10 protein-coding genes are annotated in these 15,278 nt (G+C 33.0%); 1 reads left to right on the top strand and 9 read right to left on the bottom strand.

What is annotated here, in order from left to right; genetic code table 11:
• Positions 1-16: 16 nt before the first annotated feature.
• Positions 17-5,626, top strand: a complete 5,610-nt coding sequence (locus tag HM986_RS09280) for an Ig-like domain-containing protein (protein WP_179334812.1) — start codon at positions 17-19, stop codon at positions 5,624-5,626.
• 231 nt (positions 5,627-5,857) lie between these two features.
• On the opposite strand, the gene asnB is transcribed toward HM986_RS09280, so the two are convergent.
• From asnB to porX, 9 genes are all read right to left on the bottom strand, one after another.
• Positions 5,858-7,663 (bottom strand): asparagine synthase (glutamine-hydrolyzing), encoded by a 1,806-nt coding sequence (gene asnB, locus HM986_RS09285; RefSeq protein ID WP_179334813.1) that lies wholly within the window; start codon positions 7,661-7,663, stop codon positions 5,858-5,860.
• Positions 7,664-7,892: 229 nt separating this feature from the next.
• A complete protein-coding gene (locus tag HM986_RS09290) occupies positions 7,893-9,272 on the bottom strand; it encodes a nucleotide sugar dehydrogenase (protein ID WP_179334814.1) in 1,380 nt (459 codons plus the stop codon).
• Positions 9,273-9,416: 144 nt separating this feature from the next.
• Positions 9,417-10,436: an NAD-dependent epimerase gene (locus HM986_RS09295; protein ID WP_179334815.1), complete on the bottom strand. Its 1,020-nt coding sequence runs from the start codon at positions 10,434-10,436 to the stop codon at positions 9,417-9,419.
• Between the two features lie 83 nt (positions 10,437-10,519).
• Positions 10,520-10,897, bottom strand: coding sequence for a hypothetical protein (locus tag HM986_RS09300; protein WP_179334816.1), 378 nt, complete (start codon positions 10,895-10,897; stop codon positions 10,520-10,522).
• A 44-nt stretch (positions 10,898-10,941) separates the two neighbouring features.
• Positions 10,942-12,135, bottom strand: a complete 1,194-nt coding sequence (locus HM986_RS09305; protein WP_179334817.1) for an alanine dehydrogenase — start codon at positions 12,133-12,135, stop codon at positions 10,942-10,944.
• A gap of 97 nt (positions 12,136-12,232) precedes the next feature.
• Positions 12,233-12,766: a hypothetical protein gene (locus tag HM986_RS09310; protein WP_246288491.1), complete on the bottom strand. Its 534-nt coding sequence runs from the start codon at positions 12,764-12,766 to the stop codon at positions 12,233-12,235.
• Positions 12,729-12,875 carry a hypothetical protein gene (locus HM986_RS09315; protein WP_179334819.1) on the bottom strand — a complete coding sequence of 49 codons (147 nt, stop codon included), beginning with the start codon at positions 12,873-12,875 and terminating at the stop codon, positions 12,729-12,731. The genes HM986_RS09310 and HM986_RS09315 overlap by 38 nt, the downstream gene beginning before the upstream one ends.
• Positions 12,876-13,051: 176 nt before the next feature.
• The gene (tsaE, locus tag HM986_RS09320; RefSeq protein ID WP_179334820.1) at positions 13,052-13,498 is read right to left on the bottom strand and encodes a tRNA (adenosine(37)-N6)-threonylcarbamoyltransferase complex ATPase subunit type 1 TsaE; all 447 of its coding nucleotides are present in this window, start codon (positions 13,496-13,498) and stop codon (positions 13,052-13,054) included.
• Positions 13,499-13,698: 200 nt separating this feature from the next.
• Positions 13,699-15,246 (bottom strand): T9SS response regulator signal transducer PorX, encoded by a 1,548-nt coding sequence (gene porX / locus HM986_RS09325; RefSeq protein WP_179334821.1) that lies wholly within the window; start codon positions 15,244-15,246, stop codon positions 13,699-13,701.
• Positions 15,247-15,278: the final 32 nt, after the last annotated feature.

The following is a 15,278-nucleotide window of genomic DNA, read 5'->3' on the forward strand; positions in this document are numbered from 1 at the left end:
TAAAATTCAAAAACTTATGAAAGCCCCAAATAACCTACTTAATTGCATTTGTAATTTATCTACTCTATTTTTATTATTTTCATTACTTTTATTTTCACAGAGCTCTAATTCCCAACAATTAGCATTTCCTTCAGCTAAAGGAGCTGGCGCATATGCATCTGGTGGACGAGGTGGAACGGTATCCATAGTCACCAATCTCAATGACAGCGGTGTAGGAAGTTTAAGAAGTTTTTCAAATGTATCAAATACTACTATTGTATTTAATGTTTCTGGTATTATAAATTTATCAAATACATTGTACTTATATGGCAATAATGTAACCATAGCTGGCCAAACAGCGCCTGAAGGTGGAATAACTATTGATGGCGCCAGAGTTATATTCAGTAATACGGATAATTTGATATGCAGATTTATAAGATTTAGAGGAGGGTATGCCGAAAATAATGATACTGTGGGAGGCTATTATTTAAACAATGTGATTTTTGATCATTGTTCAATTTCCTTTGGTGGTGATGAAGCATTTTCAATTATTGTAGATAGTCCAGATGAAACAGGAGGTGAAATAACTATACAGAATTGTCTATTAGCAGAGAGCAGTACTGGGGGTATTATGGGAGGGAGAGAAGCTCCAGATAATGTATATGGTATATCACTTATAGCCAATGTTTATTATAATATCTCTCATAGATTCCCAAATCTAAATAGTAACTCTCGATATGACGTTATTAATAATTATGTTTATAATCATAGCAAAAGAATGATTAGAGGAAATTTTGGATATAAAATAAATGAAATAGGAAATTTATATGATTATGGTAATAATAGGGTTTGGGATCAAACGTTAAATCATCATGGATGCGAAACAGGAAATGAAATCCCTATCATTTATGCTCAAGGTAATACTATTGTAGGTATTGAAAGTCAAAGAGACAATGAAGCCGTATCTAACACAATAGCAGAAATGAATGCAAACAATAATTTAATGTGGAAATATTTTTATGATAACAACTCAGAATGTGGATATGGACTTAAAAATAGAGGTGATCAATTAGAGGCAGATTATTTCGCAGATATACGACTTCCAATACTTGGAAAAATTCCTGTAATTTTTGATGCTCTTGAATTAAAAACTCAAATAGTTCCGAATGCGGGTGCTAGCAAAAGGCTTAATCAGGATGGCTCAATAAGTGACAATAATGATGCTTTAGATACGGCTTGGAAAGCAAATATTGAAGCAGGTATATATGTAGTGGAAATTTCTGAAGCAAATTATACCGTTCCAGCAATAATTTCAATCACTAGAGAAGATAGTTATGATTCGGACAATGACGGTATGTCTGATGAGTGGGAGCTTTTACAATTTAATACTACATTACATGATGGTACGCTTGATTCAGATGGAAATGGCTACACTGATCTCGAAGAATACTTAAATGGAGTAGATGCTGATACTAATATTAGTGCAATTGGTGTAGAAAGCATAGCAATAACTCCAAACCCTGCTGAATTACAAATAACAGATGCACTTCAGTTAACAGCGACTTTTACACCTTCAAACGCAACAAACCAAAATGGAATATGGAGTTCTAGTGATGAAGCCATTGCTACAGTAGATGCAACTGGTCTTGTGACACCAGTTGATATAGGTGAAGTAATAATAACATTCATTGCCGATGATGGTGGCTTCACAGATATTTCTGAAATAACGGTTTTTCCTGAAGCGCTCCAAGCGAGCGCAGGTATTGACCAACAAATTTGTGAAGGCGAAAGCGTCACACTTACAGCGATTGGAGGAACAAGTTATGTTTGGGGTACAGGTGAAATTACTGAAAGTATTGAAGTAACTCCTAATGCAACAATAACATATACTGTAACTGTTTCAGATGATTTTGGTCAATCCGAAGAAGCGAGTGTTACTGTAACAGTAAACAGCATACCATTAGCAAACGCAGGGGAAGATCAAACTATTTGCTTAGGTCAATCTGCAACACTGATCGCTACCGGAGGAGTCTCTTATTTATGGAATACAGGTGAAACTACAGCTTCAATTGAGGTAAATCCATTAGTAGAAACAAGCTACAGTGTTGAAGTAAGTAATGAGAACTGTTCGATCATAGATGAAGTTACTGTTTTTGTAGCGGAAATTCCAAATATTATTATTTCTGAAGATATTGTAATTGTTAAAGGTGAGACAACTACGCTTACAGCAACTGGTGGAGAAAACTACGAATGGAGCACAAATGAAACTACAGAATCTATAGAGGTAAATCCAGCAGAAACAACAACATATATAGTTAACTCTGTTAGTGGGAGCGGATGTATAAGTAGTGCTAATGTTACTGTAACAGTAATAGCCGAAATCATAGCTGATGCTGGTGAAGATGTTACTATTTGTGATGGAGAATTCGTTACTTTATCTGCCTCAGGTGGATTAACATATCTATGGAATACAGGAGATTCAGGTTCTGAACTTATTATTAACCCTACGATTACAACAACCTATATAGTAACTGTGGAAGATGAATATGGCTATACTAAAAATGATAGTGTTACTGTATTTGTAAATGAATCACCAAATATTACAGTTGGTGATGACGTGTTCATTATGATAGGTGATTCTACAACACTTACGGCTAATGGAGGGAATAATTTTGTTTGGAGTACAGGAGAAACTACAAATGAAATTTCAGTAAGTCCAGATGTAACAACAACATATATAGTTACAGGATTTTCAGAAAATGGTTGTCAAAATACTGCAGAGGTTACTGTAACTGTAGTAGAAGTATTAAATGCCAATGCAGGAGAAGACGTTTCAATCTGTTTAGGAGAAAGCGTAACGTTAAATGCTTCAGGAGGCATAACTTACATTTGGAATACGGGAGGATCAGGTGCAACACCAACAATTACTCCTACAGAGACCACAACTTACACAGTTACAATTACTGATGGCTTTGGAAACTCAGATACGGATGATGTTATTGTAACCGTCAATCCATTACCAATAGCAAATGCAGGAGAAAATCAAACAATTTGTGTAGGTGAGTTTGTAAATTTAACAGCTGAAGGTGGGGATGCTTACTTATGGAGTACTGGTGAGACTACAGCTAATATTACAGTAAATCCCAATGAAGACACTATATATACAGTAGAGACATACTCTAACAATTGTTCAGATAGTGCTGATGTTACCGTATTTGTTTCTGCCATGCCAGAGTTTGTTGTAAGTGAAGATATAACGATTACAACTGGTAGTTCTACGACACTTCTAGTGAGTGGAGGAGATTCTTACTTATGGAATACAGGTGACACTTCCAATTCTATTGAGGTTAGTCCTATGGAAACAACAACTTATAGTGTTACAGGTTTTTCTGCTAATGGATGTCAGAGTGTAGCAGAAGTTACTGTAATAGTCATAACAGAAATTAATGCAGATGCAGGTAATGATGTTGCTATTTGTTTTGGAGAAAGTGTTACATTAAATGCTTCAGGTGGAATAAATTACGCATGGAGTACAGGTGAAACAGATGCTTCTCTAACTTTAAATCCAATAGAGACTACAACTTACATGGTTACAGTAACGGATAGTTTTGGGAATTCAGATACAGATAGTGTAACAGTTATCGTAAATGAATTACCAACTATAACAATAAGTGAAAGTATTACAATAATAGAAGGAGATAGCACAAACTTATTAGTGAGTGGAGCAGAAACCTATTTATGGAATACAGGAGACAATGAGAACTCAATTACTGTTAATCCAACAGAAACAACAACTTATAGTGTTACAGGTTTCTCTGCTAATGGATGTCAGAGTGTAGCGGAAGTTACGGTGACAGTCATAGCAGAAATTAATGCAGATGCAGGTAATGATGTTGCTATTTGTTTTGGAGAAAGTGTTACATTAAATGCTTCAGGTGGAATAAATTATGCATGGAGTACAGGTGAAACAGATGCTTCTCTAACTTTAAATCCAATAGAAACTACAACTTACATGGTTACAGTAACGGATAGTTTTGGGAATTCAGATACAGATAGTGTGACAGTAACCGTAAATGAATTACCGACTCTATTGTTAACTGAAGATGTTACTATTTTTGAAGGGGAGAGTATCAACCTAACAGTAAATGGTGCCGAATCTTATTTATGGAATACAGGCGACACTTCAAACTCAATAGTAGTGAATCCAACGATTACTTCAACTTATAGTGTCACAGGTTTTTCATCAAGTAATTGTGAAACTTCAGCAGAAGTAACAGTAACGGTTATTCCAGAAATAAATGCTAATGCAGGAAACGATGTTGCTATTTGTTTAGGAGAGAGTATTACTTTGAACGCTTCAGGAGGAATTAATTATTCTTGGAATACAGGCGAGACTACCGCATCAATGATAGTTAGTCCAATTGAAACTACAACCTATACAGTTACAGTAACTGACGATTTAGGAAATTCAGATTCAGATAGTATGACAGTAACCGTAAATGAATTACCTCTAATTAGTACAAGTGAAAACATTACAATAATAGAAGGGGAGAGTACTGATTTAATAGTAAATGGTGCTGTAGCATATTTATGGAACACAGGTGATACCTCAAGTTCTATAACAGTAAGTCCTACTCAAACAACCATATATAGCGTTGTTGGGATATCAAATACGTGTACAAGTGAGCCATCGGAAATAATTGTTACTGTTATTCCGTTATTTCAAGCCTCAGCAGGTACAGATTCACGCGTTTGTGATAATGAGAGTTACGAAGTTATTTTAACAGCAAATGAAGGAGATAGTTATTTGTGGAGTACAGGTGAAACAAGTCAAAGTATAGTCGTAAATCCATTATCGACTTCAACTTATTCTGTTACGGTAACACAAGGGGATCAATCAGATACAGATGACGTTAAGGTTTATGTAGATCCGAGCCCAGTAGTAACTATAGCAAATGGGGAAAGTGTTGAAATATTAAGAGGAGACTTTGTAACGTTATCTGCTTTTGGTGCTAATACATACCGTTGGAATAATGGTGCATCGCAACCAAATATAGCAGTAAGCCCTTCTATAACCACAACGTATGAAATAAAAGGATTTATTGGTGAATGTTATGATGAAAAGCAAGTCACCGTAAATGTCCTAAATCGCGTTATTGCAGATGCTGGTGAAGATGTATTTGCTTGTTTAGAAGAAGTATCAACCTTAACGGCAAGTGGAGGAGATGACTATATATGGAGTACAGGTGAGACGACGCGAACGATTGAGGTATCACCGACAGAAACAACCGATTATACTGTTACGGTATTTAATGCCTTAGATTTTGATGAGGCCACAGTAAGAGTCGAGGTGGGTGTAAATTGTGCTTCTGATTCAATTGATGAAGAAACAGAAATTGGATTTGATGTATATCCTAATCCAGTATCAGATATTGTTAATGTAAAAGTGTTTGGTGTATTAAATGTTTCAGATGTAAACATCTATGACGTAACAGGAAAACTAGTTAAGCACTCAAAAATTACGAATGAAAATTTAGAGTATACTATCACGACCCAAATAGGTATTAGTTCACTTCAATCTGGTGTATATTTTATAAAACTTATAGGTAATGGTAGAGCTATGACTAAAAAACTCATTGTGGAATAATTAGAATTATCACTACTCTTACGGTATCAAATTTTTATATTTTCTGTTTCGGTTCAGTATCAATAAAAAATTACGTTTCTTATACCATTGCAATGACTATTAATTACGTGAATGATTTAATTAGAAATATCTTACATTAGTACTTGATTTGTAATGATTATTTAGAACTCCCTGAAAACCTCATAAATGAAGCTCTCAGTCAGAAAACTAAAACCTATACTCAATTAGAATTTATTTAAATCCAAATTCACTGTACCACTTGCTTAATACGTAAAGTTTCCAAACATTGGCAGTGTGATCTTCTTTATGTTCCATATGTTCTTGTAAAAGCCTTTTAAATCTAGGTACATTAAGATTGGGAACCTTATTTAAAAAATCGTCATTTAAAGCTTCTAAAAACTCTTCTTTAAGCTCGTTTCGCATCCAATCTCCTATTGGAACAGCAAATCCCCGTTTAGGTTGGTTAAACACCTCTTCTGGAATATAATCCTTTAAAATATCTCGTAATATTTTCTTTTGCCTTCCTTTTTCATATTTAAAATGCATAGGTAATGACCTAGCATATTCTACAATTCTATAATCTAAAAATGGACTTCGAACTTCAACGGAATATGCCATACTTGCTCTATCTACTTTTACATTACTATCATTTTCCAACCATAATTTTATATTTAGGTCGGCTGCTTTTTGTAGAAAATTACTAGACCAAGATTTATAACCTTGGTAATACTTCATATAGTCTTGCTTTTTTTTCATTAAAAGAAATCCTTTTCTTGAAAAAATATTTTCGATAAAATCGTTTCTGCCTTTTGTATTTAAAGCATTCTTAATTCTGTGAGAATCCATTCCAAAAAGCTTTAAAATACCAGAGTTAGCTATAATCTTTCTTAAGATAAAGGGAATATCCATGATCTTTTTATTCTGGATTAAAGAATTAAAATGTTCATAACCTATAAAACTCTCATCACCACCATCGCCAGATAGTGCAACAGTGACATATTGCTTGGTTACACTATTTAGTAAAAGTGAAGGTAAGGCTGAACTATCGGCAAAAGGTTCGTCATAAACGTCGATAAGTTTTGGGATAAGCTTAAGTATATCACTAGGTTTACAAATGGTTGTTTTGTGGGTTGTATTTAGAATTTCGACATATTGTTCTGCTATTTTACTCTCGTCATATTCTGGGTTGTCAAATCCTATTGAAAATGTGTTTATTTTTGATTCTGATACTTTTGCAGCAATGCTAGATACTAATGCCGAGTCAATACCTCCAGATAAAAATGAACCAATTGGAACATCAGATTGTAATCTTATTTTAACGGCATCTAATAAGAGTGCATGTAATTCTTTTTTAGCATCCTCATAGGAAATATCAAGTATTTTAGTGGGTTTTAAGTTCCAGTATTCTTCTGTCTTGAGCGTTCTGTCATTTAAATTAATTTCCATATAATTGCCAGGGGGAAGTTTAAACACGGTTTCAACTATAGTATATGGACTCGGAATAAACATACAGTCCAAGTATATAGAAATGGCTTCATCATTAACTCTTTTGCCCGCAAGCATGGGTTTTATTTGGCTGCATATCTCAAATTGTCCATCTTCCCAATAATAATAAAATGGTTTTACACCAAGCCTATCTCTTGCTGAAAATAACGTGTTGGTATCCGCATTGTATATCGAAAATGAAAACATCCCATTTATTTTGTCGAGTATGGCTTTTCCCCAATGCTTGAACCCAATTAATAGGACTTCAGTATCACTTTGTGTCTTAAAAGTATAGTTTAAATCTAGAAGTTCTTTTTTTATAGCTTTATAATTATAAATCTCCCCATTGAAAACAATAATTAAGTTTTCAAAAACCATAGGTTGATTAGAGCGTTGCTCTAAATCTAATATAGATAGACGTAAATGCCCAAAAGTAATATCGTTAACTTTTTCAACTCCAATATAATCTGGTCCTCTAAATGAAATTGAATTCAATTTTGTTTTAACTTCCTCGTCAGAGTAAGGGATGTTGCTTAAATATATGCCGCACATAATATTAATTTTTATGGAAAATATACATTTTTACCTAAAAACCATTAGGATTTTAATAAAACAGTCGAAAATTGAAAAAATAAGACAGTGAGTTGAAATTTAAAAGATAAACCAATTGAAATTGTTATTAACCCATTAGATTATAATTAAAAGTTTATCTTCATAGATATAAAAAATGCATCAAAACTTTAAAGTTTGATGCATTTTTTACATTATAAAATTTTAAATATCACTTACCTATAGAAGAGTACTCAAAACCAATTTTACTCATTTCTTCTTTGTCAAGAATATTTCTACCATCAAAAATGAAAGCTGGTTTTTTCATTTGGTTATATATCTTTTCCCAATCGTAGGTCTTAAACTCATCCCATTCTGTCATAATAGCAATCGCATGCGCATCTTTTGATGTTTCGTATGGATCACTATACGATTTAACTAAGTCGTTGTTTTCTTCCTCAGATCTTGTATTTAAATAATTAAGGTCTGCTTGCACTTTTTTACTGTTAACTTTTGGATCGTAAACCGCAATATTGGCTTGTTCATTTAACAAATGATCTGCGACATAAATTGCTGCCGATTCTCTAGTATCATTTGTGTCTTTTTTAAATGCCCAACCTAACATGGCTATCTTTTTCCCAGAAACGGTATTGTATAGTGTACTAATTAGTTTATCTGAAAAACGTCTTTTTTGATGATCATTTAAAATGATCACTTGTTCCCAATAGTCAGCAACAGCATTCAGGCCATAACTTCTAGCAATGTACACAAGATTTAAAATGTCTTTTTGAAAACAAGAGCCACCAAAACCAATAGATGCATTTAAAAATTTTGGGCCAATTCTAGAATCCATACCAATTGCTCGTGCAACTTCATTGACGTTAGCTTCTGTATGTTCACATAATTCAGAAATGGCATTAATAGACGAAATTCGTTGAGCTAAAAATGCGTTAGCGGTTAATTTAGATAATTCAGAAGACCAAACATTAGTTCTTAGAATTCTATCTTGTGAAACCCAACTACCATAAATGTTTGCTAAACTTTCTATCGCTTCTTCCGATTCTCCACCAATTAAAACACGATCTGGATTTAATAAATCTTGAATAGCTGTACCTTCAGCTAAAAATTCAGGATTAGATAAAATGTCGAATTTTACGTCGCTCCCTGTATTGTGTAAAATACTTTTTATAGCTTGAGCTGTTCTTACTGGTAAAGTAGATTTTTCAACTACAATCTTATCTGTGGTCGAAACTTCTGCGATATTTCTAGCACATAATTCTACATACTTTAAATCTGCCGCCATTCCTTTTCCTTTACCATATGTTTTGGTAGGGGTATTCACCGAGATAAAAATCATTTCTGATTCTTTGATTGTTTCATCAATTGCTGTTGAGAAAAATAGATTCTTTCCTCTTGTTTCTGCAACAATCTCAGCTAATCCTGGTTCGTAAATAGGCAATTTTGACAAGTCTTCATCATTCCAAGCTGCGATACGCTCTTCATTAATATCTACTATTGTAACTTTAATGTTAGGATTTTTTTTTGCTATTACTGCCATCGTTGGTCCACCAACATAACCAGCACCAATACAGCAAATCTTCGTGATTTTCATGCTTTTAAGTTTATTTTGATTTAAGTCTAAAATTTATGATGTATACAATTTTTGACTTTTTTTAAGTGATTGAATTTATATTTTATGTGATCAGCCTTTCTTTACTAAAAGACTGCGTTATAGAATTTTGTCAAATTTAATATTTTAATTGTAATATGCTTTATACCAATCTATGAAAGATTTGACTCCTTTGTTAATGGAAGTATTAGGGCTATAGTCGTAGTCTTTAATTAACTCATCGACATCCGCCCAAGTACGTTCTACATCACCCGGCTGCATGTCCATCATATCTTTCTTTGCTATTTTATCTAAGTTTAATTCTATTTCCTTTATAAAATCTAATAATTTAACTGAGTTGTTGTTTCCAATATTATAAATTTTGTAAAATTCATTGGATTTTATTCGTTTGGTTGGTGATTTCTCAATAACACGAACAACACCTTCTACAATATCATCTATATAAGTAAAATCCCGTTCCATGTTACCATGATTAAATACTTTTATAGGTCTGTCGTTTACAATGGCATCTGTAAATAAGAACATCGCCATATCTGGTCGACCCCAAGGTCCATAAACTGTAAAAAAGCGTAAGCCTGTGGTAGGAATATTAAATAGGTGGCTATAAGTATGAGCCATTAGTTCATTACTCTTTTTTGTAGCCGCATATAAACTAATTGGGTGATCTACATTATCTTCTGTAGAAAACGGTGTTTTCTTATTCATCCCATATACACTAGAACTACTTGCATACACTAAATGCTTTATAGCGTTGTTTCTACAACATTCAAGAATATTTAAAAAACCTACAAGATTAGAATCTACATACGTTTCAGGGTTTTCAAGACTGTATCTTACTCCTGCTTGAGCCGCAAGGTTACAAACAATGTCGAATTTTTCGTTTTTGAATAATTTTGGTAATTCCTCTCTGTCTTCAAGATTCATCCTTATAAAGGAGAACTTTTCAGACTTAGCTATGCAAAGCTTCTTAAACTCAGCAGCTTCAATTTTACCAATGCCTAATTCATTAAGCCTAGAATATTTTAAATTAACATCGTAATAATCATTTATATTGTCTAATCCAACAACATGATGACCTTTAGATAGAAGTACCTTAGCGGTATAGAAACCGATAAAACCTGCTGCCCCTGTTACTAATATTTTCATATTATAGTGGTTTTTGAATCGTGCTCCAAATATTATAAATTTAGATGGAATTCTCTAAGATTTGAAGAAAAGTATTCAATTTATTAGTTGTTTGCATACTTAATATCGAGGATTGTCGCTATTGAGTCACAATTCTTTACCATTAATTCTAGATCACGTTCCTTATAACTATTCTCGATAAGATAGATTTTACAAGAATCGATATCCGTTTTACTTTTAGAAAAGTCAACATTTCCAAATTTCACTAGGTTGCTTACAATAGTAGAATCTAAAGATTCTGCCATTATAAAACTATAGGCTTCATTATTATAAATAAAAGATTTGGAGCCAATGTTTTTAATAGTTCTGGCATTTGGACCATAATCACAAGAGGCGTCTTTTCCGTTTAAAAAAAACATAAGGAGCATTAAACCAATAGCAAATCCACCCAAATAATAGGCTAAACGATGTATAAATTTCATAGTTGTGAAATAATTCTGTCAAACGATTGATCGCTCAGTACAGATTAAAAAATTAATAAATTGGCATCGCTATACTCTAAACCAAACCATTCTGCAACGGATTTATTAGTTAAAATGCCGTGGTAAAAATACAACCCATTTTTTAAACCGCGATCAAATCTAAGAGCATTTTCAATACCTCCATATTCACCAATTTCTAAAAGGTAAGGGGTGAAGATGTTACTAATAGAAACTGAAGCTGTTCTAGAATAACGCGCAGGAATATTAGGTACACAATAATGTACAACTCCGTTATATTCAAAAACAGGACGATCGTGAGTCGTAACCTCACTAGTTTCAAAACAACCTCCCATGTCAATACTTACGTCTATTACCACGGATCCAGATTTCATGTTTGAAACCATGCTTTCGGTGACTATTACAGGGGCGCGATTGGTTCCTCTAACAGCACCAATGGCGACATCACAGCGTTTTAAAGCTTTTAGTAGATTTTTTGGTTGCATCGTTGATGTGTAAAGCGTGCGACCTAAATTATTTTGAAGACGGCGTAATTTGGTTATTGAGCTATCGAAAACCTTAACGTTTGCTCCTAGACCCATAGCAGAACGTGCCGCAAATTCGCCAACAGTACCTGCTCCTAAAATAACAACCTCTGTTGGTGGCACACCATTAATATTGCCCATCATTAATCCATTTCCTCCATTAACATTAGAGAGAAGTTCTGATGCAATTAAAATCGATGCAGTTCCTGCGATTTCACTTAAGGAACTAACAGCAGGATATTGGCCATCATCACCTTTGATATATTCAAAAGCTAAAGCGGTAATTCGTTTTTTGGCTAAAGCTTCAAAATAAGATTTATTTTGAGTTTTAATTTGAAGCGCAGATATTAAGATAGTCTGCGGATTAATAAGCTTAATCTCATCTAAGGAAGGTGGTTCTACTTTAAGAATAATAGGGCAGGAGTAAACCTTTGCTGTGTCTTTTGTGACTTCAGCACCAGCTTCACTGTAATTTTTATCTTTAAAATTAGCACCTTCTCCAGCGCCAGACTCAAATAATACGCGGTGACCATTAGCTGTTAATGCAGAAACAGCATCTGGTGTTAAACAAACACGACGTTCTTGAAAATGTGCTTCTTTTGGAATCCCAATAAAGAGTTCACCTTTTTGCTTAAGAATCTCTAAGGTTTCTTCTTGAGGTAATAACTGGGCTTTGGTAAATGGTGATATGCTCATTAAGTCAATTACTTTAGTATTGCTATTGCAATATAGCGAATAACACTAAAATAAAGGTAGTATTAGAATAACTTAAATTTGAAAATGAATTGTAGTTCTAAAAATATTGTTTAAGCTTACCCCAAACTCCTTTGGGTTTAATCATAAACTCTTCTTCTAGTTCTTCAAGAGTTTTGTCTGCAGTATTAATTTTGTTAAACATTTTAGCTCTAATAAGATAAATTGACGGAACTACTAATACCATTACAGGTAATAAGAATAATAATTGATTTTCGTCTGTGTTTTTTAATTCTGCATTAATGCTAGTTATAATTTGAAAAGAATACATTACAATAGGCACTAATAGTACGTGATACCACCAATGACGACATGTAAAAAACCAAATTATAATTAATATTAGTGGTATAAGCTTGCCTGTGTAAACCCACATAGCATATTGTGCTGATTCCCACAACCCGCTTTCATAGGTTCCAAAAAAAGTGTTCCAAACTTCTTCGTCAGGAACACTTTCATGTACTAAAAACAGTAGTGGAGTAGAGGCTATAATAGTCGCAATAATAGTTCCTTTAATAGCGCTTCTACTTAATTTATTACTATCCCCACTTAACGAGTTTTCTCTTCTTTTTTTCAATTTTTGTGGTTGTTTGTCCATCTAAGTCAATAAGGTTAGTAGCTTGTACAGTGAATAACATACCTCCTAAGATTGCAATGGCTAGGACTAAATTTTTTTTAGTTTTCATAATTTAAAGGGATTTAATTAATTAATTAGTTCAAATGTAATAGCAATGCTAAATTCTTACAAATGTATAATTGTTAAAATCTAAAAAATATGAGCTTATAATTACGGTTTTTCCGTAACGCTAGTTTAATCTTGTAGGAAAAGTGTTATGTTTTTTTAATCAAAATTTCTGTATATTCATAGCTGTTTTGTCGGTTGAATTTTGGTGTTTAAAGTTAACTCGAGAGATCTCTTATTGTCTTGTAGATCAGTAATAGTAATAGTTTGTGTGTTTTTTGGGATAAGCTCTTCTATACGTTCTGCCCATTCCATAAATAGCCAATGATTAGTGCTTAAATAATCTTCTATTCCAAAATTATAAGCTTCTTCTATGGATTCTATTCTATAAAAGTCAAAATGATAAATTTTGTCATCTAATAAGTTGTATTCGTTTACAATTGAGAATGTTGGACTCGTAGCTCCATCATTACTTCCCATGGCCAATAAAAGTGAATTTATAAATGTTGTTTTACCAGCTCCCATTTCTCCATTGAATATTATAATTTTAGAATGTAAATGCTCTAAAACGGCGGAGGCAATAGTATCTATATCATTTAGATGGTATGTAAATTCGAGAGTTTTCACTATTTATTTATACAATTTAGTGATACAATAGTAGGAATAATATTTTAGATAACCTAAAATAATATGTATTTCGTCGGATTTATTTGCGTTTCAAAGTGTTTTTTCTTTTAGAGTACTTGCATTGTGGCTCATAACGATTAAAAAAAAATGAAACTAAACTAAATTTAGCTTCATTTTTTTTAATAATAGTACAAAATCATCTATTTAGGATCCATAACTACAAAAGGAATAATCATTTCTTCTAATGACACGCCTCCATGTTGATAGGTATTTCTGTAATAACTTACGTAATGATTAAAATTGTTTGGATAGGCTAAAAACAAATCTCCTTTAGCAAAAATAAACGAACTACTCATAGTTAAAGCTGGTAGGTGAATAGATTTAGGGTTTTTAATAGCTAATACATCTTTGTCTTGGTACGTTAAGCTCCGTCCTGTTTTGTAACGTAAATTTAAACTGGTATCCCTATCTCCAATAACTTTAGTTGGCGCTTTTACATTTATAGTACCGTGGTCTGTTGTTAATATTAATTTGAAACCGAGTTGTTGTGATAGTTGAATCATTTCTAATAAAGGTGAATTCTTAAACCAACTTACTGTAAGTGAGCGGTAAGCTTTATCATTAGAAGCTAGTTCTTTAACGACTTCCATTTCTGTTTTAGAGTGCGAGAGCATATCAACGAAGTTATATACAATAACACTTAAGTCGTTATCCTTTAAAGACCTAAAATTTTCAACTAATTTTTTTCCAGCTTTAAGATTTGTGATTTTATGGTACTCATGTTTTAAGTGCCCTAATCCTAAACGTTTTAATTGTTCTCTTAAAAAATCTCCTTCATGCATGTTCTTTCCTCCATCATCAGTATCATTTTTCCAATATTGAGGAAATAGACTCTCCATGTCAGCTGGCATTAAACCAGAAAAAATAGCGTTACGCGCATACTGAGTCGCTGTTGGTAAAATGCTATAGAAGGCAAGTTCAGATGACTTCTTGTAATAATTGTTTACAAAAGGCTCAAAGGCTTTCCATTGGTCATATCTCAAATTATCGATAACAACTAGTAATGTGGGCTGTTTATCGCTTAACTCAGGAACCACCTTATCTTTAAATAAGGTATGAGACATTACAGGTGCGTCTGTTTTTGGTTGAAACCAATTTTCGTAATTTTTCTCAATAAATTTACCAAATTGCATATTGGCTTCTGTTTTTTGAGATTCTAAAATATCGGTCATTCCGACATCTTCAATGCTTTCAAGCTGAAGTTCCCAGTAAATTAATTTCTGATATAAATCTACCCATTCTTCGTAAGAGTTTACCATAGATAAATCCATAGCAATTTTTCTGAACTCTTGTTGATAGTTAGATGTCGTTTTTTCAGAGACTAACCGCGAATGATCCAAATTCTTTTTTAAGCTTAATAAAATCTGATGTGGATTAACCGGTTTTATTAAGTAATCAGCAATTTTATTACCAATTGCTTCTTCCATTATGTATTCTTCTTCACTTTTAGTAATCATTACAACAGGTAAATTGGCGCGTCGTTCCTTAATTTCATTTAAGGTTTCTAATCCCGTAAGACCTGGCATATTTTCATCTAAAAAGACAATATCAAAATTAATATCATTTATAATTTCTAAGGCTTCGGTACCACTTTGGCATTTTGTAACTTGATATCCTTTTTGCTCTAAAAAAATAATATGTGGTTTTAGTAAATCGATTTCATCATCAACCCAGAGAATATTTATCATGTTGTGGTATATTTGTTAATTAATTATTGAAT

Origin of the sequence: Winogradskyella costae, assembly GCF_013403865.1 — a bacterium.
In the GTDB taxonomy this organism is placed as follows: Bacteria; Bacteroidota; Bacteroidia; order Flavobacteriales; family Flavobacteriaceae; genus Winogradskyella; species Winogradskyella costae.

Excerpts from the sequence above, each read along its gene's own strand:
- HM986_RS09280 (WP_179334812.1), top strand. The coding sequence starts at position 17 with ATGAAAGCCCCAAATAACCTACTTAATTGCATTTGTAATTTATCTACT.
- asnB (WP_179334813.1), bottom strand. The coding sequence starts at position 7,663 with ATGTGCGGCATATATTTAAGCAACATCCCTTACTCTGACGAGGAAGTT.
- HM986_RS09290 (WP_179334814.1), bottom strand. The coding sequence starts at position 9,272 with ATGAAAATCACGAAGATTTGCTGTATTGGTGCTGGTTATGTTGGTGGA.
- HM986_RS09295 (WP_179334815.1), bottom strand. The coding sequence starts at position 10,436 with ATGAAAATATTAGTAACAGGGGCAGCAGGTTTTATCGGTTTCTATACC.
- HM986_RS09300 (WP_179334816.1), bottom strand. The coding sequence starts at position 10,897 with ATGAAATTTATACATCGTTTAGCCTATTATTTGGGTGGATTTGCTATT.
- HM986_RS09305 (WP_179334817.1), bottom strand. The coding sequence starts at position 12,135 with ATGAGCATATCACCATTTACCAAAGCCCAGTTATTACCTCAAGAAGAA.
- HM986_RS09315 (WP_179334819.1), bottom strand. The coding sequence starts at position 12,875 with ATGAAAACTAAAAAAAATTTAGTCCTAGCCATTGCAATCTTAGGAGGT.
- porX (WP_179334821.1), bottom strand. The coding sequence starts at position 15,246 with ATGATAAATATTCTCTGGGTTGATGATGAAATCGATTTACTAAAACCA.